This window comes from Microbulbifer mixtoriginis (SeqCode), from assembly GCF_052467235.1.
Map to the genome: position 1 here is coordinate 1,799,355 of NZ_CP174305.1, position 22,338 is coordinate 1,821,692.

Sequence of the window (22,338 nt, forward strand, 5' to 3'; positions counted from 1 at the left end):
CCAAACGGGCCGTTTTTTTATTGTGCAAGTTTATAGGTGATCCGATTGCGAACACCATACCGCTCGACGGGGTGGCCATCTTCCACTTGTGGCTGATATTTAAACCGCTCTGCCGCAGCCTGTGCCGAACGATTAAATACATTGGTTGGATTGCCGGCGCTGTCATAGCCAGCAACAACACGCACATCGCGCACCGCACCGGTTTTGCTTATCGTAAACTCCACAACTACATAACCTTCTATACCTCTGCGTATAGCCGTGCTCGGATAACGCGGTGTAGCCTTATAAACAGGCACAGGCTCTCTCGATACGATAGCTGGATTATTACCAGTTTCAGTAACCGGAGGAGTAATCGTTGGGACGGTATTTATAGTCTCCACTTTTCTAATCGTCTCAGTACGCTCAAGCGGTGGAGGAATATCCTGAGGGCTCGGTGGAGCCTGATACTCCTGCTGGGTAACCACTTTCTTGTCGGTCATATCTATAGGTTGAATTGTCGGTAGCGGCTTGGCCACCGGCTCCACGAAATTAGTGGAGATCAACTGACTCATTGCAAAAATCAAACCGAGAGTAATCAGGGCTGCGTAAGCCAAGCCTTTGGCATAACCAGTAAGCAAATGGGTAGGGAAAAAATCGGGGCTGGAAAATGGCGTGCAAGCTCTATCCATAACACCTCTCCTATTGTTATTAGGGTGCGTAAAAGGCATCCAAGTGCCGAAATGGAAAAAGCTGATCAGCTGACTTTAATCATTAGCCAATTCACAAAAAAATGCAAATAGTTCGTAAATACAGGTTATAGCGACATTTAATATTATTGAAAGAGGAAACAAAGGCATAAAAAAAGCCGCACATTTCTGCACGGCTTCTAGAGGATTGAAAAGTAAAAAGTAATTAAGCAGTTAAATTGCTAATTGCTTTTCCCTCTCCTGCTCGCCCTTTACAAACTCCATCCACTGTTTAGCAAACTTTTGAGAACGCTCATCCTTCGAGGCTTCTTTGAGGCTCTTTATTGCCGCGTCATAGCGCTTCAGGTTGGCATTCGCCATACCCATTACGATATGTAGGGTATCAACACGCTTGATTTTGCCCTTCTGCAGGGCCTTTTTGCCCATAGATATGGCTTTCTCATTCTGATCCAGGTCCAGGTAGATCCCTGCCAGGCGCGAGTAGATTTCACCCTTATCAGACAATTGAGCTGCAGCTTCCAGCTGGGGAATCGCTTTTTGCAACTCCTGGGCCATCTGGTAAGCCTGAGCAAGCGTTTCCAAGTTCTTAGCAGTGCGAGGGATCTTCTTCTCTTGGATGCCTTTGGCAATCACCTTGGCACCTTTATAAGGCATTTCGTGCCCCATAAAGAGATACCCCATGTTCAACAGGTCCCGATCCTTCTCCAGCGCCCCTGCCAGATAAGCGGCTTCCATCATATGCAGCTGGTCTTTTTCACGCTTCAGTTCGCCGTACATGGCCGCCAGTGTCTTGTAGTACACGGGCTTGGGATAGTGCTGAACCAACTTTTCCACCACACCGGCTACTTTCTGGTAGTCATTGCGTTCGAAATAGATGTATTGCTGGAGACCGTACCAACCTTCCTTGGGCACTTTACCTTCTTTCTCATACATGGATACCGAAACATTGATATCCGCGAGTGCCTTGCTCTGATTGCCAACCTGGTTATAAGCCTGAGCACGCAATGCGTAAGACTCAGCAGTAATGCGATCGGAAACCTTAAACCATTTGTTCAGGTAATTAATCGCCTGTTTGTAGTCCTCGGTAACGAAGTAGAGCTGCGCAAGGGTAAATAAGGTACCCACTTCAAGAGCGACTGGCAGGTTTTTTTCACCCTGATTCAGCACTTTCTTAAAGTAGGGAATCGCCTCTTTGTAGCGTTCGGTACTGTAGTAAACCACACCAAAGAAATTGTACATCTGAGCTATCTCATAGCCATTGTACCGTTTCTTGCTCGCATCCATCTCTTGCAACGCAGCCAAAGCAGCCGCCCAGTCTTCTGCATCAGCAGCTTCTTGGGCTTTTTCCAACTTTTTATACGCGACTTCGCGCATAGCTGGAACTTTGCGGCTCTTCTGCTGGCTAGGCTTTTTTTGCTCCTGCGCCTGGGCAGAGGCGAAAGGTGCAGAAACACCCGCTGCTTCGAGCACGGTGACACTGATCGCTGGTGCCAGGATCAAGGGCATCGCTACTGAAGTGCGCAGCGCGAACTTGGACAAACTTTTGCTAATGCTTGTCAACTTCATAGTGCTTCCTCCTTAGTCCTTAGCCATATTAAAGCTGATCTTAGTCCGCACATTCGGGACTTCTGTCGGCTTGCCATCCACTACTCGTGGCTTGTATTTATATTTCAGCGCGGACTTGAGTGCGGCCCTGTTAAAAACAGAGGTGGGCTTACCATTCAGAGTAAAGGCTTCGATCACAATTGGATCGCGCACAGAACCATTGGTGGTCACCGTATACTCAACGATTACATAGCCTTCCAGGCCCCGCTGCAGGGCACGGCGCGGATACTGGGGCTGAACCTTAACGATAGGTAGGTAATCACCCTCACCAAAGCTAAACCCAGACAGCTTGACACCGCCAGACGCCTTGGGCGCAGAGATACTGATACCGCCATCAATGTCCGGCTCCTCAAACTCCGGCTCAGGCATTTCCGGCGGCGGAGTTTCAGGATCCTCCGGTTTCACCGGCTTGGTCGTGTCGTATTGTGTTTCAATCTTCTGCTCAGGCATCACCACATCGGCAACTTTGAACTGCTCCTTTTCCTCTGGAGCGCCCATATTTGCCTGAATCAGCTGATGCATGGTGAAGATGAGGCCAAAGGTTGTGGCTACTGCCAGCGTACCTGCCCCAAGAAGTCTTACCGGATTCATAGCTGTTAACTCTTTTCTGTCGCGACCGAAACTTTCTTGATACCAATCTTCCTGGCTGCTTCCGCAATCAGGGCGATCTTTTCAATACTCGCTTCCTTATCGGGCTGAATCACCAACCACCCCTTCGGGTTTTCCGAGTAGAGGCGCTCCAGGACAATTCTTACCTGGCGCTCATCAACTTTCTCTTTGGCAATCCAGATCTCATCACTATTGTTGATCGCTACCAGAATAGAGGTGGCTTTGAGTTCTGCGGTTGTCGCTTCCGGCTTAACAACATCAGCACCCGGTTCCTTAATAAAGGTCGCAGTGACGATAAAGAAGATCAGCATGATGAACACCACGTCCAGCATGGGCGTGAGGTCAATAGCGCCGGCTTCTTCTTCTGCCGTATTTTGTCTTTTGCTCATAGCAACTCTCTTAGCGAACTTTCTCGTCAGGGGCCCTCAGGGAGCGCCCCTGGCGAAAATTTCTGGCTTGGCTAAACCTTCACAGCAAATAAGCTGGCCTATTCGCTGATGTGTGCTTAGTGATCCATGGTCAGATGATCTTCCAACAACTGGGTCTCACGCTCGGCCTTACGGGCGAGGTAGGTGTTGGCGAATACTCCGGAGAGGGCCGCAACCATACCCGCCATCGTCGGGATAGTTGCCATGGATACACCACTGGCCATCTGCTTAGCGTCACCGCCACCGGTAATTGCGAGAACATCGAACACGTTGATCATGCCCCAAACCGTGCCCAGCAACCCGAACAGGGGTGCTAGGGCAACACAGGCCTGGATCATGTCCATATTGTCCTGAATCTTCTCGGAAACCCGGGAGATCATCGCGTAGCGGATCTGGTGGGAGGCCCAGGATTTGCGCTCACTGCGCTCTTCCCACTGGTCTACCGCACCCTGAACGTCACTCTTTAACGCTTTGTTAAAGTAGAAAACACGTTCAAAAATCAGCGTCCACATAAAGAAGGTCAGGCCGGCGATCAGGAACAGTACTGGCCCGCCCGACGCCATAAAGGCGTTGACGGCGGCCCATGCGTCGATTAATGCGTGCATGTTGCCGCCTCCTCTTATTTACGCTCGGCGTTTTCCGCCACGATACCAGCGCTCTGCTCTTCAAGAATATGCAGGACGCGCTTAGCACGAGCATTAACAATGGTGTGCATCAGTACAGTGGGGATAGCCACACACAGACCGAGAACGGTGGTGATCAAGGCAGAGGAAATACCACCAGCCATTGCGCGGGGGTCACCAGCACCAAAGATGGTAATTGCCTGGAAGGTTACGATCATACCGGTAACGGTACCCAACAGACCCAGCAGCGGAGCTACCATGGCAATAATCTTCAGCAGGTTGAGGCCGGACTCGATGGCCGGACGCTCTTTCAGGACCGCCTCTTCCATCTTCAGCTCGAGAGTTTCACCGTCGACACCTTTGTTCTCTTCCGCAACAGCCAATACACGACCCAGCGGGTTATTGGTGTTCGGGGTAGAAGAGCGCAGCTGAGCACTTACCTTGGCGCTCACGCCAGTCAGTACGATCAGGCGGAAGATAGCCAACAGCATGGCGAATACACCAACGGCAGTGATGATATAGCCAACGATGTCACCCTGGTGCCAACGCTCAACAATATCGGGGCTGTTGATCATGGCTTTCAGGTAGGAGCCGCCGGTAGGACCAGTCGGGTCGATACCAAAAGCACTGAAGCCTGCGGTAGAGGCCTGTAAACCTTCCGCCATCTTCTGGAAGCTGGCATCTGGCTGGCGAATCAGCTCGGCCAGCTGGTAGGCGTCGTTCATTTCCAGGTATTTGCCGCTGGAAACCAGGTTGAAGTTACCAACACGGACAACTTCCTGCTGAACCTGCTCACCATTGGGCTTGATCACGGTAGCGTTGAACTTAACTACTTTGCCGGATTCCACGGTTTCGCGCTGAACCTCAAACCACAGGCGCTCGATTTCCTCGATTGTCGGCAGCTTGGTAGCGCTGTTCATCTTGGCCAGCAGACCGTCGATAAATTCGGTACGGTTGGGGTACTGGGCGGAAACCAGGGAGGAACCGATATTCGCACGCAGATCTGCCGCAGTAGAAGACATATGGCCGAACAGCTCTTTCAGGGAGCCCAGGCGCTCGTCCAATTGCTGGCGTTTCTGATCTACAGCAACTTCCTGCTCCTGGTATTTCTTTTCCAGTTCAGCAGAGCGCTTTTCTTCTGCAGTGCGAGTGTCTTTAGCCTTTTTCAGCAAAGATTGCTGATTGGCCTTTTGGCGACGGAACTCAGCTTCACGCTGCTTGTGCTCTTTGGATTCAGCAACCTTGGATTGTTGAACCATTTTCAGCAGGTCATCGAGAGAAGCTGCTTTTTCCTGGGCGACAGCAGAGAAGCTGATCAGGCCAGCCGCTGCTGCAACTAGTACGCGTTTGGCGATAGAGGATTTCATTGCGCTGCCTCCGGAGCCGCGATCGGCATAGTCATGATATCGATAGTGGCCTGCTTCTTGGCGATTTTCAGACCGTTCATGAGAGCGCGGCGGTATTCGCCAGCATCGATCTCAACCCAGGCTTTCTGGCCTTTGTCATAGGCGAGGGAGATCGAGGAGTCGGTGGTCTGAGCCAGCAGGGCGATACGGCCGATCTGCAGCACGTTCACCTGGCGCTCTTGGCCATTTACGTTCAGGGTATCGCCGTAAGTGTCGATCTTACGCGCGTATTCCGCTTCGAAATTGTACAGCTCCAGTACCTGGCGGAATTTCTCCGCAACAGTAATATCGGAACGATCCATATTGTTCTTAACGCCTTCGAGGTTGGCCATACGCTCGTCCAGCTTGAACGGTGCGTCCAGTTCGATGAACTGCTCCAGGCCGTCCAGCATACGCAAAATCAGCGGCTGGATCTGACGTTCGATTACAGTAACGTTGGCAATGGACTCGTCCAGCTCATTGATCACTTCGAGCTGGTTGGCCAGCTGCTTTTCCAGCTGACGGTTGTACACTCGCAGACCATCGATTTCTTTATTGACCACCTTGAAGTCCTGCAGCAGGCTGCTGGTTTCTTCGGCAATCTTGTCGATGCGTTTTTGCGATGCCTGGGCCGCAGTGGTTTTCTGCTGGCCGACGGCGAGTACGTTATCGAGAGTATCCGCAGTGGCTACGCTGCCGTAGAGCGCGCCGGCAGACAGCGCAGTGGTCAGCGCCACAGCCATGAATCGCTTGGTTTTCATTAGACCCCCCAGTGGGTTCAATATTTCACAACATGGTCGCGATGAGATAGCTGCCACAACGCGGTGTCCTTTTGTTTTAAAAACATTGGTTAGAAGACAGCTAAGAGCCGCACATTGTAAACAGCCGATTTGATTATTCAAATGCCGATTGCCAGCATCGGCCCGCGTGGGTAGCAAAGTAACAACCGGGTAACAAGACCGGGTCGCTTGCACACATTGACGGCGCTATTCCCTGTGTTGGCTGTCGCAGAATTTAACAGATTGATCAACTTTTAATCAAATTGTTTTTATTTAAATCTGTCGTACTGAACTAATGCGTAGTTATACTCATTCTTGTCGCAAGCAGGGTAACACTCTCGTGCAACTTCGACCCATGAGTCATTAACTTCAGGAAAAAATGCATCTCCCGCCACTTCAGCATCTACTTCGGTAACATAGAGCCGCGCGGCATAGGGCATACTGAGGCAATAAATCTGTGCCCCGCCGATCACCATCAGCTCGCTGGCCCCTGCTTCCTGTGCGTGCTTATCGCCAAGTTCCAGTGCGGCTTCCAAGGTGCTTGCCACCTCAACACCGTCGGCCTGCCAATCAGGGTTGCGGGTAATCACGATATTGACACGTCCAGGTAGCGGGCGGCCAATCGACTCAAAGGTCTTACGTCCCATCACCACAGGCTTGCCCATAGTAGTGCGCTTGAAGAACTGCAGGTCGCCAGAAAGACGCCAGGGCAACTCGTTATCTCTGCCAATGGCACCGTTACGGGCCACAGCCGCGATTAAGGCAATCGGGGTATCCACAGTGTCTCTCCTATTCAAACCGCAACTGGAGCCGGAATATGTGGATACGCCTGGTAATCCTGCAGATCGAAATCCTCGAAACGGAAGGCGAACAGGTCTTTGACATCCGGATTGAGGTGCATTGTCGGTAGGGGGTGTGGTTCCCGTTGCAGCTGCAGATCAACCTGCTCCAGATGATTGGAGTAGAGGTGAGCATCGCCAAAAGTATGAATAAACTCACCTGGCTCAAGATTACACACTTGAGCCAGCATCAACGTTAGCAAGCTGTAGGAGGCAATATTGAAAGGCACACCAAGGAAGATATCCGCACTGCGCTGGTACAACTGGCAGGATAACTTGCCATCCGCCACATAAAACTGGAACAAGGCGTGGCAAGGGGCGAGCGCCATGCGCCCTTCACGGGCATTTTCTGCCGGGGAGACGCCCTCATCGGGCAGGTCCGCCGGATTCCAGGCACTGATTATCAGACGGCGGGAATCTGGACGGGTTTTCAACTGCTGCACCAGCTCTTCCACCTGGTCAATTTTACGACCATCAGGCGTGGGCCAAGAGCGCCACTGGTGGCCGTAAACTGGCCCCAAATCCCCATCTTCGGTAGCCCATTCATCCCAGATTCGCACCTTGTTTTCCTGCAGGTAGCGAATGTTGGTGTCTCCCTGCAAAAACCACAGCAGCTCGTGAATGATGGAGCGCAAATGACACTTCTTTGTAGTGATTAAGGGGAAACCCTCTGCCAAGTTAAAGCGCATCTGGTGGCCAAATACGCTCAGGGTCCCGGTGCCGGTACGATCCCCTTTTACTGTGCCGTTTTCGCGCACATGGCGCATTAGATCGAGGTACTGCTTCATTTCTAACTAGGCTCCGCCATTTACTTGAGAACGGTTTTCTTTGTTTCCACCCTTGCCTCGCCCTTCGGGCAGCGGCTGGGTACGATAGCTCCAGACCAATAGAGCGATACCGGCAATAATCATCGGCAGACTCAAAAGCTGGCCGCGAGTCATCCAGCCGAACAAGTCGAAGCCGATATGACCATCTGGCTCCCTGACAAATTCCACCAGGAAACGGAAAATACCGTAGAGCAACACAAACATACCGCCAACGGCGAGGCGCGGGCGCGGCTTGCTGGAGAACCACCAGAGCACCGCGAAGAGCACTAGCCCTTCCAGGAAGGCCTGGTATAACTGCGACGGATGCCTGGCCAACAGCTCCGGGTCCTTGGGAAAGACCATTCCCCAGGGCCCTTCTGTTGGGCGGCCCCAGAGCTCCTGACCGATAAAGTTACCCAGACGCCCCAATCCCAGGCCGATAGGTACCAGTGGGGCGACAAAATCAATCAGCGCGGGGAAAGTTGAGCCAATTTTTCGGGCATAAATGACGGTGGCTAACATTACGCCAACCAGACCACCATGGAAACTCATGCCCCCTTCCCAGACTTTGAACAGAGAGAGCGGATTCTCCATCAACTGCGGCAAGTTGTAGAAGAACATGTAGCCGAGGCGCCCACCGACCACCACACCGATAGCGCAGTAGAGAATCAAGTCCTCCACTTCCGATTTAATAACTGGAGACCAGGGCCGAGTGCTACGCCGCAGTGCCAACCACCAGGCAGCAACGAAACCGAACAGGTACATCAGCCCGTACCAATGTACTTTTAAAGGGCCTATAGCAATGGCCACCGGATTGATTTCTGGATAAGTCAGCATGGGGGAATCGAGATTGTTGGCGAAGAGCGTATTATGGTCGCAAAGCGCCCCCCAGCGAAAGAGGCGCGCTAAAAGCCCATCTTCAGGAAAACACTATGTGTCTACTGTTGTTTGCCTACCGTTGCCATCCCGACTACCCGCTGCTACTTATCGCTAATAGAGATGAATTTTACGTCAGGAAGAGTGCCCCCGCCGAACCCTGGAAGAATGGGCCAGAGGGGAGACAAATAGTCGCTGGGCGCGACCTGCAGGCTGGCGGAACCTGGGCAGGGATCTCTGCGCGGCGGGTGGCCGCAGTGACCAATATCCGCGAGCCCGGAAGGGCAGAGCCCGAAAATGTCCTATCTCGCGGGGAAATTCCTTATAAATTCCTAACCGGCGATGATTCCCCCGAGCAGTTCGCAGGGGAACTCGAAGGACAGCACTATCGGGGCTTTAATGCGCTGCTATTCGCACTGGATAAAGCTCCCCCCCTCTACTGCGCGGGCAATAGGCATAAGCCCTTCGCTTTCTCTGCCGGAGTACACGGTATCTCCAATGGCGCACCCGATGCTCCCTGGCCCAAGGTGGAAAAGGGCAAGGCGGGGCTGGCACAAATTACACGGCAAATTGAAGGCGCCATTAGCCGGGAGAACTTTATTGAACCGGCCCTCAACCTTCTGCAGGACAGGGCCTCTGCTGCAGATGCGGAGCTGCCAGATACCGGCGTGAGTTTGTCAATGGAGCGCGCCCTGTCGCCAATATTTGTGCAGATATCCCAGAGAAAGAATCAACTGCCAGATGGGCAAGATTTAAGCGACACTCAGCAAGGCTATGGCACTCGTGCCAGCACCCTCATAGCAGTTCACCGGGATGGCCAGACCCAGTTATGGGAACAGAGCTTTTCCCAGGGCAATCCGTATGGGCCCATTCGCCACTTTTCCATCCCCTGAATCCTTTATCCCAAGCCCCTGAAATCTGTAGGGTTTTTAGGGGTTATTGAAAAAATTGGCCGTATCTAATCGCCCAAGCCCCGAAGCCATAGCAGACAAATTTCTGTCAATAACAGAACCATATCGCGGTAAGGGCTAAGATTTGCGTGCCTTCATCACAGATTACCAAGCCTCATATCCTCAGAGGAAAGAAACGCCAAGCAAATTCCGCATTTATTGCCATACTTAGTTTCACAGGCTGAGATTGGTTGAGTTTCGCGCAAGCGTGACGCCAATTGTGGTCTTACATTAGAGGACGTCGCGCGGGACGCATGACAAGTGCGAGTCAACGCTAGACACCTAACAGTCTCTGGATGGGCTCGCCACAGGTTCGGAAGGTATGAACGATCTGGCGTCCGGCATTATCCACAAGACAACACCGGGCCCCTGCAGTATCGCTGAGGTACCATGTCTTACTTCAACCCAGAGCAGCGCAAACGCAAATCACTACTGCCCCTGCTGGTGCTAGGCAGTCTCTGTGTCTCCATCCTCTATTACGCCTTTTCCGCTAACCAGAAAACGGTGCCAGTATTGCCGGAGAGTGCAGTACGCCCACATTTGGTGCACTGGCTGGAGGAAAACCCTGACGCATGGCCGGCCCAAGATCCCATTTTCAACCCGGCGGCAGTGCGCAGGATTTACCAGCGTACTAATTATCGTCTACTGTGGTTTGATAATTACAACCTGAGTGACAGCGCCAACGATCTCCTCAAGCAGCTAACAGCTGCCAGCTCTGGCAATCCAAGCAGCATGGTGGATTATCGTTACCACCTGGGGTACTTCGACCGCACCTTGCGGGACACTCCCCAGCGCCTGCAAATGGCCGCTGTACTGGATATTCTGCTGACAGACGCCTTCGTCTCTTACGCACAGGATACCCAGCTCGACAGAATCACCCCCAAGAGCCGTCCGCGCCGAGGAATTACACCGGTTCTGCGGGAGCACCAAGGATTTCGCATGGTCGCCTTCGGCAATGCCCCACAGCAGGCATCCAACGAGCCCAGCGGACGCAAGTACTTTCGCGGCTATGATCGGGCGCGCATGATCGGCAGTAAACCACGCAGTCGCTATTACTCCCGCGACTACAACACTGACAACGAACGCAGCTCTTCAAGGCCTTCCGACACTCGTCGCTATCGCACGCGCTACAACACATCCAGTGACAGTGGTTCCTCTGGAGCGACCAGGGGCGGCAGCAGGGTTTACTACAATCAGGGCCGCAATAGTCATCCCCAGGAAAGAACCAGGGCAGCTCGCTCAGAAAACAGTGAGGGGCCCTATTTCGAAGAAAACACGCCTTACGGTAGCGACGTCTATGCCCTGCGAAACGAGCTGGAACGCCTGCGCAGAATCTCCGACAGTGGCCGCTGGCGCCCGATACCTCCGGGGCCGGTGATGACGATGGGTGCTCGCCACCCCCATGTGGCCCGCCTGAGAGAATTGCTCACCCTCTACGGGGACTATCAGAGCCGCTATAGCTATGGTGGAGGAGACCCCAACCGCTTTGACCGGGGCCTGCATGAAGCGCTATTGCGCTTCCAGAAGCGCCACGGCCTTAAGCCTGACGGAATTGTGGGCCGCGGCACACGCAAGCGACTCAACTTATCCCCCTCAGCGCGAGCAAAAATTGTTGAGATGAATATCCTGCGCAGGGAAGAGCTTCCCGCCAGCCTTGGGGATCGCTTTATCCAGGTGAATATACCCGCGTACCGCCTCCAGTATGTGGAGAACAACCGGGTAAAACTGGCCATGAATGTGGTCGTGGGCAAGAAGAAACACGCTACTCCCGAGATCACCACCCGGGTCAGCAAGGTGGTATTCAACCCCACCTGGACAGTGCCACGCAGTATCCTGGTGAATGAAATTCTGCCCAAGGCACGCAAGAATCCTGCGGGCATGGAGAATATGGGTTACCGAGTCGTCAATGGCAGAGGGGAACACCTGCCGCTGACCGCTAGTAACTTGTCAGCCGCCGGTGCTGGGTCTTTCCTTATGCGCCAGATGGGTGGAGAGGAAAATATTTTGGGGCGAGTGAAATTCGAAATTCCCAACAAGCACGATATTTACCTGCACGATACTCGCGCCCGCACTCTCTTCTCTCTCACAGACCGGGATTACAGCCACGGCTGTATCCGCCTGGAAAAACCCCGCCACCTGGCTGAGGCCCTTCTTCGCCCTCAGGGTGACTGGGACCAGTGGCGCATCGACCAGCTCACTGTCGGAGAGAAGACCACCGAGGTCGACTTAGTCCGCTTGGTTAAGGTCTATATCACCTACTGGACTGCCTGGGTGGACGGAAAGGGCCGGCTGAATTTTCGCCCCGATATCTATCGCAAGGATGGTTTGAGCGACAATCAATTTTGAGCAAGTATGGGGCGGCCTTCGGGGCCGTCCCTTAGCCTCCAATAATAACCCCCCATAGTCTTTTTCCTCGGCGCATAGCCCCGATCCATTCCTCAAAATTATTTAGGGCTCAAGAGTCACAAGTTACCAATGTGAGCAGGGTGATCAGTCTCTCTGATCCGATTTCGCTTACTGGGGTGACTTATGGGTGCTGGCTATCTCTCCTCCTTGCAGAGCAAATCAATCCACAGTGGCACCATGGCTTTTATATTGGCCCTTGTGCTGGGGGTTGATAGCTCCCCGTCCTTGGCGAGCGCAGGGGCAGACCTTGATCTGCCTGTGCCAGGGAGAGATCCCTTTTCCCCCTATGGCAGACAGTTCACTCTCCTCAGTGAGGAGCTGGCTCGCTACCAGACACTGGCCGAGGGGGATCATTGGCAACCTCTGGATGGCGGACAGCCAATTACTCCGGGAAGCCGGGGACCGAGAGTAGCTCAGTTGCGCAGCCTGTTAATGCTCTACGGCGATTTCCGCCCCAGGGATTTTCCCAGTAAAGGCTCCAAAGAAACACTTGCAGGTGACGTCTACGACAAACCTCTCCAAGAGGCTGTGCGCCGATTCCAGCGCCGCCACGGTCTAAAAGGGGATGCCCTGGTGGATGAGCGCACCCGCAGTCGCCTCAACACTAACCCGGATAAGCTGGTTCGGATTCTGGCAGCCAATATTAAACGCTGGGAAAACCTCCCAAAGGATTTAGGGCCCCGTTATATCGTCGTTAATGTTCCCGAGTTCAACTTGCGCTTGATCGACGACGAGCGCGAGCAATTCCGTATGAAAGTGGTGGTGGGCAAGCCCAAGCACAAGACCCCACAACTTACCACGCGCATGACACGCCTGGAATTTAATCCAGTTTGGAGAGTCCCCCCCAATATCGCCTTACGGGAGCTTCTGCCAAAGGGCAGCTCGGCGCTGAGTGCCAAGGGCTACCGCTTAATCAATCATCGCGGCCGGGCGGTACCTTTCACTCGTGGAAATGTCGCCGCAGTGCGCCGGGGCCAGGTAACCCTGCAGCAAAAAGGAGGACCGGGAAATGCGCTGGGACGGGTCAAATTTGTGATACCCAACCGTCACGCCATTTACCTTCACGATACCAACAGCAAACACCTGTTCAAGAAATCTCAACGCGCTTTCAGCCACGGCTGCATACGCCTGGAAAAACCCCTGAAATTTGCTCGCATGATGCTCGCCCAACAAAATCGCTGGAACAACGCCCGCATTGAGCGAGCGCTGATGAGCGGTCGTACCCATGGCGTAGCGCTGAAAAACCCTTTACCGGTATACATCGCCTACTGGACTGCCTGGGTGGATGAAAACGGCCAACTGCAGTTCCGCCCGGATATCTATCAACGGGACAAAGCCGGAAAAGGAGCCAGTCGTGGCTGAGTATCATCAATCTGGTGGGAGTTCACTATGGCTTGGTATCCCCGCCATCTAGGGTTAGCTGCTCTCCTGACAGCGGCCATTGCCTCGGCCGCCTCGATAAGCGGCGGCCAGTCTTCCAAGGGTGCTGCAGCTCTGGATATTGCCCTTATGGGAGACCAGCTGCGCAGCGAAGCCCTGCATTACAGAAACCTAGCCAAACATTGGCGCCCTATACCCCAGGGTGGCCCCCTGCAAGCCGGAGATAAGAACGAGCGGGTGCTGCAATTGCGCAAACTGCTCGAACTATACGGCGATTATCGTGGACAACCCGGCCCGGTATCATCTCCACAGAAGGACCCTATGCGCTTCGACAGCGCATTGCAGTCGGCACTTGAGCGCTTCCAGCGCCGCCACGGCTTGGTGCCAAGTGGTGTTGCCGAGGGAGAAACCCTCACGGCCCTGTCGGTTTCTCCCATCGAGAGAGCTGAACAGATGGTTAGAAATGCACAGCGCTGGGACAAGCTTCCCTCTCAGAAAGAAGGGCGCTATGTGCTGGTAAATGTGCCCAACTACCGACTGCAATTGGTGGAAGATGGACGTATCAAGCTGGATATGAAAACCGTGGTGGGCAAGAACAGCAGCCGCACACCCAATTTACACACCCGCATTACCAGTGTGGTATTCAACCCCACCTGGACAGTGCCGCGCAGTATCCTCATCACAGAGTTACTCCCCAAAGCACGGCACAACCCTGCAGCCATGCACCGCCGCGGTTATCGGGTCATCCAGTATCGCGGTGGCAAAACTTCCCCGATCACCGATGAGAGCTTGGAGAGGGCCGCAGGTGGCCACGCCACCATGCGCCAGGTCAGCGGGCCAGATAACACCCTAGGTAAAGTGAAGTTCGTTATTCCCAATAAGCAGGCCATATTCCTACACGACACCCAGGCGCAAAGCCTGTTCACAGAGCACCATAGAGCTTTTAGTCACGGCTGTGTGCGCCTGCATCAACCCGAGGAATTGGCCTATAACCTGCTAGAAACCCAGGGATGGGACAGGACCCGCATCGCCGAGGCTGCAACCGGGGACGAACCTCTAAAAGTAGCCATCAAACCCGCCCCTAAACTCTTTATCGTTTATATGACAGCTTGGATAGACGCCGAAGGGCGCCCTCAATTCCGCCGGGATATTTATCACAGGGATAAATAGGACAATGCCCCAGGCGCCCCCCAAAAAAGTGCCCCTGCTTTAGGAAAAAAACTAAATAGTCGCAAAAAAAATGATTTTTTAAGCTTGCCCACTGAATGACAACGCTGTCTCCTGTTTCTAATGCTAATTCCCCCGCCAGCAGCTACGAGAACGCAAAGGGAGTAGCATCCGTAAAAAAATTTACCAACGAAAGCCTTCAAATATTTCCTAATTAGCAGGTCACAATTTGTAACAAATGGTTATTTTTTGTACATTTTCCGCCGTACCCGGATGCGCTCAATCAAGGGCACACCGAAGAGATTTAACGACGAGGCGGAATTATGAAGAATCCATCCAGACGTCGATTCCTGGCAGTGACCTGCGCAACTGCGGCGGCGGTCAGCGCCGGACCGACTTTCGCGAAAGTAGGTAGCTCCCGCACCCTGAAGATGCGCAACCTGCACACAGGGGAGAAGCTGGAGGCCGCCTACTGGAGCAACGGAAACTACAGCAACGGTGGTTTGAAACAGTTCAATAAGCTGCTGCGGGACCACCGAGCTAACGAAGTGACCCGCATGGACCCGAAACTATTTGATATCGTGTATAAGCTGAAGGAAAAGTTCAATTACACCGGTACCATCGAGATTATCTCCGGGTACCGTTCGCCCAAGACCAATGCGAAGTTACGCGCTGCGGGTCGGGGCGTGGCCAAGCGCAGCTACCATACCCGCGGTATGGCCTTGGATATCCGTATGCCCGGTGTACCCCTGTCAAAACTGAGGCAGGCGGCGCTGAACCTAAAGGCAGGTGGTGTCGGCTATTACCCGAAGAGTAACTTCGTGCACGTGGACACAGGCCCTGTACGTCGCTGGTAAGCTTATAGACATCTCACAAAAAACCCCGGTATTGCCGGGGTTTTTTATTTCCTTTAGCCCTCAACGGCCGGTAAAGACACCGGCATCACATCCTTCTCCGATACTGGCACCTCTGTGGTACCAGTCATCAAACCTGCCATCCGCTCCAGCAACTTGCGCGCTTTGGCCAGCTGCCCAAGCTCTGCCAACTCGAATGGATCCTCCATCTTTAACAATAGGGCCTCAAAATCTGAAAAGGCCTCCTCCAAAGCATTGACCTGATGGCGGTCAAGAAGCACCTCGGCCAGACCACCACCTCCGGAGGGGATCCAGTTAGACTGCAAGGTCGCCATAATTGCCAATAGCGCCTGCTTCGAGTCTGCCGCGCGGCCACTTTCTACATCACTCTCCGAGCCCTCGGGGAGACGGCGCAAAAGCTGCTCATCAATCACCTGGGTATGTGCCGCGCGAATCTGCTGCAATCGCGCTACCGGTCCTAGGGCTAGGTACTCACGGGATAGGTTATTGGCCGAAGTGGGCCAGCGACGTGCCAGCCCGGCCATATCTTCTTCAATCCCCTTGGCAATCAGATTGGTTAGTTCACGGCGACGATTGGCCGCCAGAGCCTCCGGCCTCTCCCCTTCGCTAACTGCCACAAAGTCCTCCGCCATGCGCTCACTTGTGGGGCCCCAGAGCATCACCTCAAGTGCGTGAAAGCCGGTGCTCGCCTCTTCGTGTGCAGTGAGGCGATGTTGTTTGCGTAGGTTTGTCAAAGTCAGTTCGATAGCGGTGTCGTTGACGATGCCGCTATCGGAATAACCCGGCACAGTATCCAGATAACCGGGCTGGGCGGGCCAGCTATCGAGTGCCAATAAGAGCTTGCGCCCTTGACTGCGCAGGTCCGAGGGCGAAAAAGCCAGTTGGATATAGGGCAAAGTTGCTGCGAACTCGCGGTGCGCATCCAGCCAGGCGAGCCTGGCCTCCTCCAATTGCTCCTCATCGGGCTTGGCAAGCAAGGCATCGACAGCTCTCCGCAACGTTTCCACGGAGGCATGAGCGTGCAATACCTGAGCCTGTCCCGCCTGCCAGATTGCCAGCGAGAGATCCGAGGCCACCTTTTCATCAACCTGTTGGGCCTCTGGGGCACGCTTCTGTTCCTTTAAAGGCTGAGAGGTTCGCTGTTCGCAGCCAACTACGATAACCAGTACTCCCAGCAATAGGGCTGTGGCCAGAGACCGAAGGCAATATCCGTTCACTCACTTCCTCTTTTCATGTTTTCCAAGGTCGCACTTTTCTCTTGGCCAAAATCGCCATTTAGCCCTGATCGCGCAAGCTGATAATTGGCCATCCACGCACTTGCGCCTCTGCTCGCAGTTGGGCATCTGGGTCGACCGCCACCGGATGCTCCACTTCCGTGAGCAGAGGCAAATCGTTGATGGAATCGCTGTAGAACCATTTCTCCCTACCCGCGTATTCAGGGTTTTGCGCCAGCCATTGGCGCAGGCGCAACACCTTGCCAGCCTGATAACAGGGCTCTCCCACGACACGGCCGGTGAAGTGACCCTCGTGCTCTTCAGGCTCAGTCGCCAACAGAGTATCCACCCCCAGGCGGGCGGCAATCGGCTCCACCACAAAGCGGTTAGTGGCGGTAATAATCATGATGTGGTGTCCCTTGCGACGATGTTCACCGATTAGCTCTTGCGCTGCCGGTAGCCACAACTCGCTGATCACCTCCTGCATAAATTCACTTTGCAGATTCTCCAGTTGACCCCGAGAAATTTGTGACAGCGGCTCCAAGGCAAACTCCAGGTAGGCAAAAATATCCAACTCACCCCTCTGGTAGTCCTGATAGAAGCGATCGTTGCTCAAACGATAGTGTTCGCTATCTACATGCTCGCGTTCCACCAGAAATTCACCCCAGGCGTGATCGCTGTCTCCGCCGATCAGCGTGTTGTCGAGATCAAAAATTGCCAAGTGCATCGCCAACTCCCCCGTAAACTATAGATTCGCAAAGGCTATTTCACCGCCAGGGTAAAGCAACCACCACTAGAGTGGCGGTCGATTTTACCGCGCACTCGCCCCTATCACACGGACTGCGTCACTGAATTGCTGTAAACCCACCTCTGTGGAACAATGCGGGACAAGTAAGTGCAGCGCACGGCCGCACACAAAAGTATTGAGGACGGTATTTTGGGCGACGGCAAACCGGCACCTGCCGGGCGAAGAAACCGCCGTAAGCCTGCCAAGCAGTCAAATCGCAGCGACAACCCCAGTAGCAACAATCGCAACCGGGGACAGGGTGGCGACAACAGCAGCAATATAGACTCAGAGGGCTTTCGCCCCAATGTCGGTATCATTGTGCTGAATGCCCGCGGTCAGGCACTGTGGGCTCGGCGGGTAGGTGGCAAGGACGCCTGGCAATTTCCCCAGGGCGGTATAAATCCGGGCGAAACTCCCGAACAGGCACTATATAGGGAGCTATACGAAGAAGTAGGGCTTACACGCGATCAGGTCAGTCTTATCACCTGCACCCGCGGCTGGCTGCGCTATCGCCTGCCGCAGCGCCTGATCCGCCGGCGCTCTGAACCCCTGTGCATTGGCCAGAAGCAAAAGTGGTTCTTACTGAAGTTAGAAGCCGAAGAGTCTTGCATCAGCTTCGACAACGGCTATAAGCCCGAATTTGACCACTGGCGCTGGGTGAGCTACTGGCACCCACTCAGTAAAGTGGTGACCTTCAAGCGCGAGGTTTATCGGCGCGCGCTGGCCGAACTGGCCCCACAACAAATTCAGCTGGAAAGGCGTTGGTTGCGCGAGCGGGCCGAGTAACTCCGCAGCGTCTGCTGCGCTCCAGCACCACCAAGCCCAGGCTCTCCTGGGCCTAATTCATTCTCCGTTGACTGGCGAGGAAAGGCCATTGCTCGGATCTTTGCGCAGTATCGTTCAGGAAGTTAACTCCGCCAGGGACCTGCCGGCGGTGCTTGAAATCATTGTGCGGCGAGTGCGCGAAGTGATGCACACCCGTGTCTGCTCTGTTTACCTTCGCGACAAAGAAACCGGCAACTATGTCCTGATGGCCACCGATGGCCTGCTACCAAGTGCCGTGGGCCAGGTGCAATTAGCACCCGATGAGGGCCTGGTTGGTAATGTGGTCACCCGCGAAGAGCCCATCAATCTAGAAAAGGCCGAGGCACATCCCGCCTACCAATATTTTCCCTCGACCGGTGAGGAGCGATTTAGCGCTTTCCTGGGCACACCGATCATCCACCACCGCGCAGTGCTCGGTGTCCTAGTTGTCCAGCAGGAAGAGCAGCGACGCTTCGATGAAGGTGAAGAAGCTTTTCTCGTCACCCTCTCTGCCCAGCTTGCCGGGGTGATTGCCCACGCCGAAGCCACTGGCATGTTGGCTACCATCCGCCGGCAGCGCCAGGAAACCCACTTCTCCGGTATTCCCGCCTCGCCAGGTGTCGCCATAGGTCGTGCCCATATCGTCACCCCCAGGGCCAACTTGGCCACCGTGCCCTACTCCCTGTGCCTGGACATCGAAGAGGAATTGATTTTGTTCCGGCAAGCGCTCACCTCCGCCAGGGAGGAGATTCGCGAAGTGGGTGAGCGCCTCAAAGACGAACTCAACCGCGAAGAACGCGCACTTTTCGATGCCTATATCAGTATGCTCGACGATGATTCTCTCGCCGTAGAGGTTTGCGATCGTATTCAACAGCAGCTGAGCGCCCCCAGGGCCTGGGCCGAAGTCATGCTCGAACACGTACGCCGTTTTGAGGCCATGTCCGACTCCTATTTCCGCGACCGCGCCGCCGACGTGCGAGACCTGGGAGCCCGTGTTCTCACCCATTTACACCAGCAACAGCAGAGCGAGCGCGATTATCCAGACAACACCATTCTGGTTGGAGAAGAGCTCACTGCCGCGGTGCTGGCCGAAGTGCCGCGGGAGAAGCTGATCGGTGCTGTTTCCGTAAAAGGCTCCTCCAACAGCCATATGGCCATCATTGCCCGCGCTATGGGGCTGCCGGCAATTATGGGCGTGCAAGACCTGCCCTACGAAACTATCGACGATGTGGATATGGTGGTGGATGGCTACCGCGGCGACCTGCACATTCATCCTGGCGTAGAGCTCAAACGCCGTTACGACGAGATCGTCGCCGAAGAGCAACAGCTCGCCCACAGTCTGGATCACCTGGCAGAACTACCTGCTGAAACTGCCGATGGACACCGGGTACACTTGCTGGTCAACACCGGCCTGATGGCTGATGTCACTCGCTCCCTAGAGCGCGGTGCCGAGGGTGTCGGCCTGTTCCGCACCGAGGTCCCCTTCCTGCTGCGCGACCGCTTTCCCTCCGAGGAGGAACAGCGGGAAATCTACCGGGAACAACTCGAAGCCTTTGCCCCCATGCCGGTAACCATGCGCACCCTCGATGTAGGCGGCGACAAAGCACTGGCCTACTTTCCCATTGAAGAAACCAACCCATTCCTGGGGTGGCGCGGCATTCGCGTAACCCTCGACCACCCGGAAATTTTCCTGGCGCAGGTGCGCGCCATGATGAAGGCCAGCCAAGGGCTCAACAACCTGCGTATCATGCTGCCCATGATCAGTGGGCTCAATGAACTCGAAGCCGCACGCAAACTGATCGAACGAGCCTACCGGGAACTTCTGGAAGAAGATTATGAAATTGAGATGCCGCCGCTCGGGGTCATGGTGGAGGTGCCCTCGGCGATCTATCAGATTCGCGAATTAGCCGAGCGCGCTGATTTCATCTCAGTGGGCAGCAATGATCTGACTCAGTACTTACTGGCTGTGGATCGCAATAACAGTCGCGTTGCCAATATCTACCACGCCCTACACCCCGCAGTGTTGCGTGCTCTGCAAGAGATTGTCAGCACCGCGCACGCTGAGGGCACCAGAGTCGGCATCTGCGGAGAATTAGCAGGAGAACCCGGGGGCGCCCTATTGTTGGTGGCCATGGGCTACGACATGCTGTCGATGAACGCCACCAATCTACCGCGAGTAAAGGCAACTCTGCGCGCGGTACGCCAAGCAGATACCAAGTTACTACTGCAACAAGTGATCCAAATGGATTGTGCTGAGGAAATCGAGCACACCGTCGGCGCATTCCTACATAAAATAGGTCTGAAAGGCATCCTTCACCCGGCAAGTACCGAATAAACACCATCTATAAACAAAAAACCGCTGCCAATAGCAGCGGTTTTTGCACTCAGTGAGCGTGAGGAATTAGTCCTCAGACTCCGAGCGATAGGTATCGGCATCCAGCATATTGTCCAGCTCTTTCACATCGCTGGGCTTGATACGGAAAAACCAACCGTCATCGTAAGGAGAGGAGTTCACGGTCTCCGGGGACTCTTCCAGAGTTTCATTCACCTCTACGACCTCACCGGATACCGGGGAGTAGATATCGCTAGCGGCCTTAACAGACTCAACTACACCGGCCTCGTCGCCGGCAGCCAGAGTGCTGCCCACTTCGGGGGTTTCAACATATACCACATCACCCAGAGCGTCCTGGGCATGGTCACTGATGCCGATAGTAACTGTGCCATCCTCTTCCAATCGCGCCCACTCGTGGCTGGAGAGGTATTTTAATTCATTGCGGATTTCGCTCATGCTGTGATCCCTTGATTAAGCATCTGTATATATTGTCTGAATGGCGCTGACACCTGTGGTGCGGCGCTTAAATAACCGATTTGCCGTTGCGCACAAAGCAGGGCTTAACCACCTTGACCGGCTGCAGTTTCTTGCGGATTTCCACTTCGGCGGTATCGCCGACGCTGGCCGGTACCCGCGCCAGGGCGATGGAGTAACCCAGGGTAGGCGAGAAGGTTCCGCTGGTGATGATACCGCGCTCTTCGCTACCGTCCACCATCACATACTGGCCCCCACGCAGAACACCGCGTTCCTCAAGAACTAGGCCGACCAGCTTGTGTTCGATGCCCTTAGCCTTTTCCTCTTCCAGCACTGCGCGGCCGATAAAATTGCGGCTCTCCGGTGCCCAGGCGACGGTCCAGGACATATTGGCGATCAGTGGAGAGGTTTCCTCATCCATTTCATGGCCATACAGGTTCATACCCGCTTCGAGGCGCAGAGTATCCCGCGCACCCAAGCCACAGGGGGCAACGCCAGCCTCGGCCAAAGCACGCCAGAAACCACTGGCATCTTCGCCGGGCAGCATGATTTCCAGGCCATCTTCACCGGTATAGCCGGTACGCGCCACAAACCACTCGCCGCGGGCCACGCTTTGGAACACTTTCAGCGCATCAATCGCCGCAGTCCAGTCGATGCCCAAAACTTCTTTAGTCTTGCTGAGAGCGTTAGGGCCCTGGATGGCGATCATCGCCAGCTGAGGCCTCTCAGTGAGAGTGACCTCAAAAGATTCCGCCTGCTTGTTCATCCAAGCCAGGTCTTTTTCGCGGGTTGCGCAGTTTACCACCACGCGATAACCGGGGTCGCGCAGGTAGACGATCAGATCGTCAATCACGCCGCCCTTTTCATTCAGCATGCCGGTGTAAAGTGCCTTGCCGGGATTGCCATCGAGCTTGGCCACATCGTTGGCCAGCAGGTAGCGCAAGTAGTCGCGGGCGTCAGCGCCATCGACATCGACCACGGTCATGTGGGAGACATCAAACATCCCCGCATCGGTGCGCACCTTGTTGTGCTCATCCAGCTGCGAACCGTAGTGCAGCGGCATATCCCATCCACCGAAATCCACTATTTTGCCGCCCATAGCGACATGTGTGTCATACAGAGGCGTTCTGTTTCCCATTTTAAAATCTCAGTCCGTCAGGTTCCGAAGCGGCGTATTCTAGCGGCTTGGGTACAGACCTTGCCAGCAGGCAATGGCCTGCGACATATCTGCACAGAAGCCTAGCAGCCATCGGAATCAAAACCTGTAGAGCCCGCCGGAGGCCGTCAAAGATTCCGTCGGGGCCACTGGCAGG

The 22,338-nt window shown here is 54.5% G+C and carries 21 protein-coding genes; 7 read left to right on the plus strand and 14 right to left on the minus strand.

Annotated elements, in window-relative coordinates; all coding sequences use genetic code 11:
* Positions 1-17 precede the first annotated feature (17 nt).
* From ACJJIO_RS07845 to lgt, 10 genes are all read right to left on the minus strand, one after another.
* Positions 18-668, minus strand: a complete 651-nt coding sequence (locus tag ACJJIO_RS07845) for a TonB family protein (RefSeq protein WP_444910672.1) — start codon at positions 666-668, stop codon at positions 18-20.
* Between the two features lie 231 nt (positions 669-899).
* A complete protein-coding gene (locus ACJJIO_RS07850) occupies positions 900-2,252 on the minus strand; it encodes a tetratricopeptide repeat protein (protein ID WP_444910673.1) in 1,353 nt (450 codons plus the stop codon).
* Positions 2,253-2,264: 12 nt separating this feature from the next.
* Positions 2,265-2,882 carry an energy transducer TonB gene (locus ACJJIO_RS07855; protein ID WP_444910674.1) on the minus strand — a complete coding sequence of 206 codons (618 nt, stop codon included), beginning with the start codon at positions 2,880-2,882 and terminating at the stop codon, positions 2,265-2,267.
* Positions 2,883-2,887: 5 nt separating this feature from the next.
* Positions 2,888-3,289 (minus strand): ExbD/TolR family protein, encoded by a 402-nt coding sequence (locus tag ACJJIO_RS07860; protein ID WP_444887391.1) that lies wholly within the window; start codon positions 3,287-3,289, stop codon positions 2,888-2,890.
* A gap of 116 nt (positions 3,290-3,405) precedes the next feature.
* Positions 3,406-3,933 (minus strand): MotA/TolQ/ExbB proton channel family protein, encoded by a 528-nt coding sequence (locus ACJJIO_RS07865; protein ID WP_152455321.1) that lies wholly within the window; start codon positions 3,931-3,933, stop codon positions 3,406-3,408.
* A 14-nt stretch (positions 3,934-3,947) separates the two neighbouring features.
* Positions 3,948-5,318, minus strand: coding sequence for a MotA/TolQ/ExbB proton channel family protein (locus ACJJIO_RS07870; protein ID WP_444882981.1), 1,371 nt, complete (start codon positions 5,316-5,318; stop codon positions 3,948-3,950).
* Complete coding sequence (locus tag ACJJIO_RS07875; RefSeq protein WP_252083573.1) at positions 5,315-6,097, minus strand: DUF3450 domain-containing protein; 783 nt, start codon at positions 6,095-6,097, stop codon at positions 5,315-5,317. The genes ACJJIO_RS07870 and ACJJIO_RS07875 overlap by 4 nt, the downstream gene beginning before the upstream one ends.
* Positions 6,098-6,384: 287 nt before the next feature.
* Positions 6,385-6,894: a dihydrofolate reductase gene (locus tag ACJJIO_RS07880; protein WP_444899642.1), complete on the minus strand. Its 510-nt coding sequence runs from the start codon at positions 6,892-6,894 to the stop codon at positions 6,385-6,387.
* Between the two features lie 14 nt (positions 6,895-6,908).
* Positions 6,909-7,742, minus strand: a complete 834-nt coding sequence (locus tag ACJJIO_RS07885) for a thymidylate synthase (protein WP_444882983.1) — start codon at positions 7,740-7,742, stop codon at positions 6,909-6,911.
* A 6-nt stretch (positions 7,743-7,748) separates the two neighbouring features.
* Positions 7,749-8,597, minus strand: coding sequence for a prolipoprotein diacylglyceryl transferase (gene lgt / locus ACJJIO_RS07890; protein WP_252083576.1), 849 nt, complete (start codon positions 8,595-8,597; stop codon positions 7,749-7,751).
* A 95-nt stretch (positions 8,598-8,692) separates the two neighbouring features.
* On the opposite strand from lgt, the gene ACJJIO_RS07895 reads away from it, so the two are divergent.
* The 5 genes from ACJJIO_RS07895 (at position 8,693) to mepK (ending at position 15,396) form a co-directional block, all read left to right on the plus strand.
* Complete coding sequence (locus ACJJIO_RS07895) at positions 8,693-9,529, plus strand: NRDE family protein (RefSeq protein WP_444910675.1); 837 nt, start codon at positions 8,693-8,695, stop codon at positions 9,527-9,529.
* 447 nt (positions 9,530-9,976) lie between these two features.
* Positions 9,977-11,932, plus strand: coding sequence for a L,D-transpeptidase family protein (locus ACJJIO_RS07900; protein ID WP_444887395.1), 1,956 nt, complete (start codon positions 9,977-9,979; stop codon positions 11,930-11,932).
* 183 nt (positions 11,933-12,115) lie between these two features.
* Positions 12,116-13,354 carry a L,D-transpeptidase family protein gene (locus ACJJIO_RS07905; protein ID WP_444910676.1) on the plus strand — a complete coding sequence of 413 codons (1,239 nt, stop codon included), beginning with the start codon at positions 12,116-12,118 and terminating at the stop codon, positions 13,352-13,354.
* 27 nt (positions 13,355-13,381) lie between these two features.
* The gene (locus tag ACJJIO_RS07910; RefSeq protein WP_444910677.1) at positions 13,382-14,542 is read left to right on the plus strand and encodes a L,D-transpeptidase family protein; all 1,161 of its coding nucleotides are present in this window, start codon (positions 13,382-13,384) and stop codon (positions 14,540-14,542) included.
* Between the two features lie 320 nt (positions 14,543-14,862).
* Positions 14,863-15,396: a peptidoglycan L,D-endopeptidase MepK gene (mepK, locus tag ACJJIO_RS07915; protein WP_252083581.1), complete on the plus strand. Its 534-nt coding sequence runs from the start codon at positions 14,863-14,865 to the stop codon at positions 15,394-15,396.
* A 53-nt stretch (positions 15,397-15,449) separates the two neighbouring features.
* On the opposite strand, the gene ACJJIO_RS07920 is transcribed toward mepK, so the two are convergent.
* On the minus strand, positions 15,450-16,631 hold the full coding sequence (locus ACJJIO_RS07920) for an imelysin family protein (RefSeq protein ID WP_444910678.1): 1,182 nt from the start codon (positions 16,629-16,631) through the stop codon (positions 15,450-15,452).
* 58 nt (positions 16,632-16,689) lie between these two features.
* Entirely contained in the window at positions 16,690-17,355 is a 666-nt protein-coding gene (locus ACJJIO_RS07925) for a histidinol-phosphatase (protein WP_444910679.1), read from the minus strand.
* A gap of 339 nt (positions 17,356-17,694) precedes the next feature.
* Here ACJJIO_RS07925 and ACJJIO_RS07930 point away from each other — a divergent pair, with 339 nt between their 5' ends.
* Together ACJJIO_RS07930 and ptsP are read left to right on the plus strand one after the other, a co-directional pair.
* Positions 17,695-18,201, plus strand: coding sequence for an RNA pyrophosphohydrolase (locus ACJJIO_RS07930; protein ID WP_444910979.1), 507 nt, complete (start codon positions 17,695-17,697; stop codon positions 18,199-18,201).
* An 88-nt stretch (positions 18,202-18,289) separates the two neighbouring features.
* The gene (ptsP, locus tag ACJJIO_RS07935) at positions 18,290-20,554 is read left to right on the plus strand and encodes a phosphoenolpyruvate--protein phosphotransferase (RefSeq protein ID WP_444882988.1); all 2,265 of its coding nucleotides are present in this window, start codon (positions 18,290-18,292) and stop codon (positions 20,552-20,554) included.
* A gap of 66 nt (positions 20,555-20,620) precedes the next feature.
* On the opposite strand, the gene gcvH is transcribed toward ptsP, so the two are convergent.
* Both gcvH and gcvT read right to left on the minus strand, forming a co-directional pair.
* A complete protein-coding gene (gene gcvH, locus ACJJIO_RS07940; RefSeq protein WP_252083585.1) occupies positions 20,621-21,007 on the minus strand; it encodes a glycine cleavage system protein GcvH in 387 nt (128 codons plus the stop codon).
* 67 nt (positions 21,008-21,074) lie between these two features.
* The gene (gene gcvT / locus ACJJIO_RS07945) at positions 21,075-22,163 is read right to left on the minus strand and encodes a glycine cleavage system aminomethyltransferase GcvT (protein ID WP_252083586.1); all 1,089 of its coding nucleotides are present in this window, start codon (positions 22,161-22,163) and stop codon (positions 21,075-21,077) included.
* Positions 22,164-22,338: the final 175 nt, after the last annotated feature.

Excerpts from the sequence above, each read along its gene's own strand:
- mepK (WP_252083581.1), top strand. The coding sequence starts at position 14,863 with ATGAAGAATCCATCCAGACGTCGATTCCTGGCAGTGACCTGCGCAACT.
- ACJJIO_RS07870 (WP_444882981.1), bottom strand. The coding sequence starts at position 5,318 with ATGAAATCCTCTATCGCCAAACGCGTACTAGTTGCAGCAGCGGCTGGC.
- ACJJIO_RS07900 (WP_444887395.1), top strand. The coding sequence starts at position 9,977 with ATGTCTTACTTCAACCCAGAGCAGCGCAAACGCAAATCACTACTGCCC.
- ACJJIO_RS07905 (WP_444910676.1), top strand. The coding sequence starts at position 12,116 with ATGGGTGCTGGCTATCTCTCCTCCTTGCAGAGCAAATCAATCCACAGT.
- ACJJIO_RS07885 (WP_444882983.1), bottom strand. The coding sequence starts at position 7,742 with ATGAAGCAGTACCTCGATCTAATGCGCCATGTGCGCGAAAACGGCACA.
- ACJJIO_RS07875 (WP_252083573.1), bottom strand. The coding sequence starts at position 6,097 with ATGAAAACCAAGCGATTCATGGCTGTGGCGCTGACCACTGCGCTGTCT.
- ACJJIO_RS07850 (WP_444910673.1), bottom strand. The coding sequence starts at position 2,252 with ATGAAGTTGACAAGCATTAGCAAAAGTTTGTCCAAGTTCGCGCTGCGC.
- ACJJIO_RS07895 (WP_444910675.1), top strand. The coding sequence starts at position 8,693 with ATGTGTCTACTGTTGTTTGCCTACCGTTGCCATCCCGACTACCCGCTG.
- ACJJIO_RS07925 (WP_444910679.1), bottom strand. The coding sequence starts at position 17,355 with ATGCACTTGGCAATTTTTGATCTCGACAACACGCTGATCGGCGGAGAC.
- ACJJIO_RS07860 (WP_444887391.1), bottom strand. The coding sequence starts at position 3,289 with ATGAGCAAAAGACAAAATACGGCAGAAGAAGAAGCCGGCGCTATTGAC.
- ACJJIO_RS07845 (WP_444910672.1), bottom strand. The coding sequence starts at position 668 with ATGGATAGAGCTTGCACGCCATTTTCCAGCCCCGATTTTTTCCCTACC.
- gcvT (WP_252083586.1), bottom strand. The coding sequence starts at position 22,163 with ATGGGAAACAGAACGCCTCTGTATGACACACATGTCGCTATGGGCGGC.
- gcvH (WP_252083585.1), bottom strand. The coding sequence starts at position 21,007 with ATGAGCGAAATCCGCAATGAATTAAAATACCTCTCCAGCCACGAGTGG.
- ACJJIO_RS07910 (WP_444910677.1), top strand. The coding sequence starts at position 13,382 with ATGGCTTGGTATCCCCGCCATCTAGGGTTAGCTGCTCTCCTGACAGCG.
- lgt (WP_252083576.1), bottom strand. The coding sequence starts at position 8,597 with ATGCTGACTTATCCAGAAATCAATCCGGTGGCCATTGCTATAGGCCCT.
- ACJJIO_RS07865 (WP_152455321.1), bottom strand. The coding sequence starts at position 3,933 with ATGCACGCATTAATCGACGCATGGGCCGCCGTCAACGCCTTTATGGCG.
- ACJJIO_RS07855 (WP_444910674.1), bottom strand. The coding sequence starts at position 2,882 with ATGAATCCGGTAAGACTTCTTGGGGCAGGTACGCTGGCAGTAGCCACA.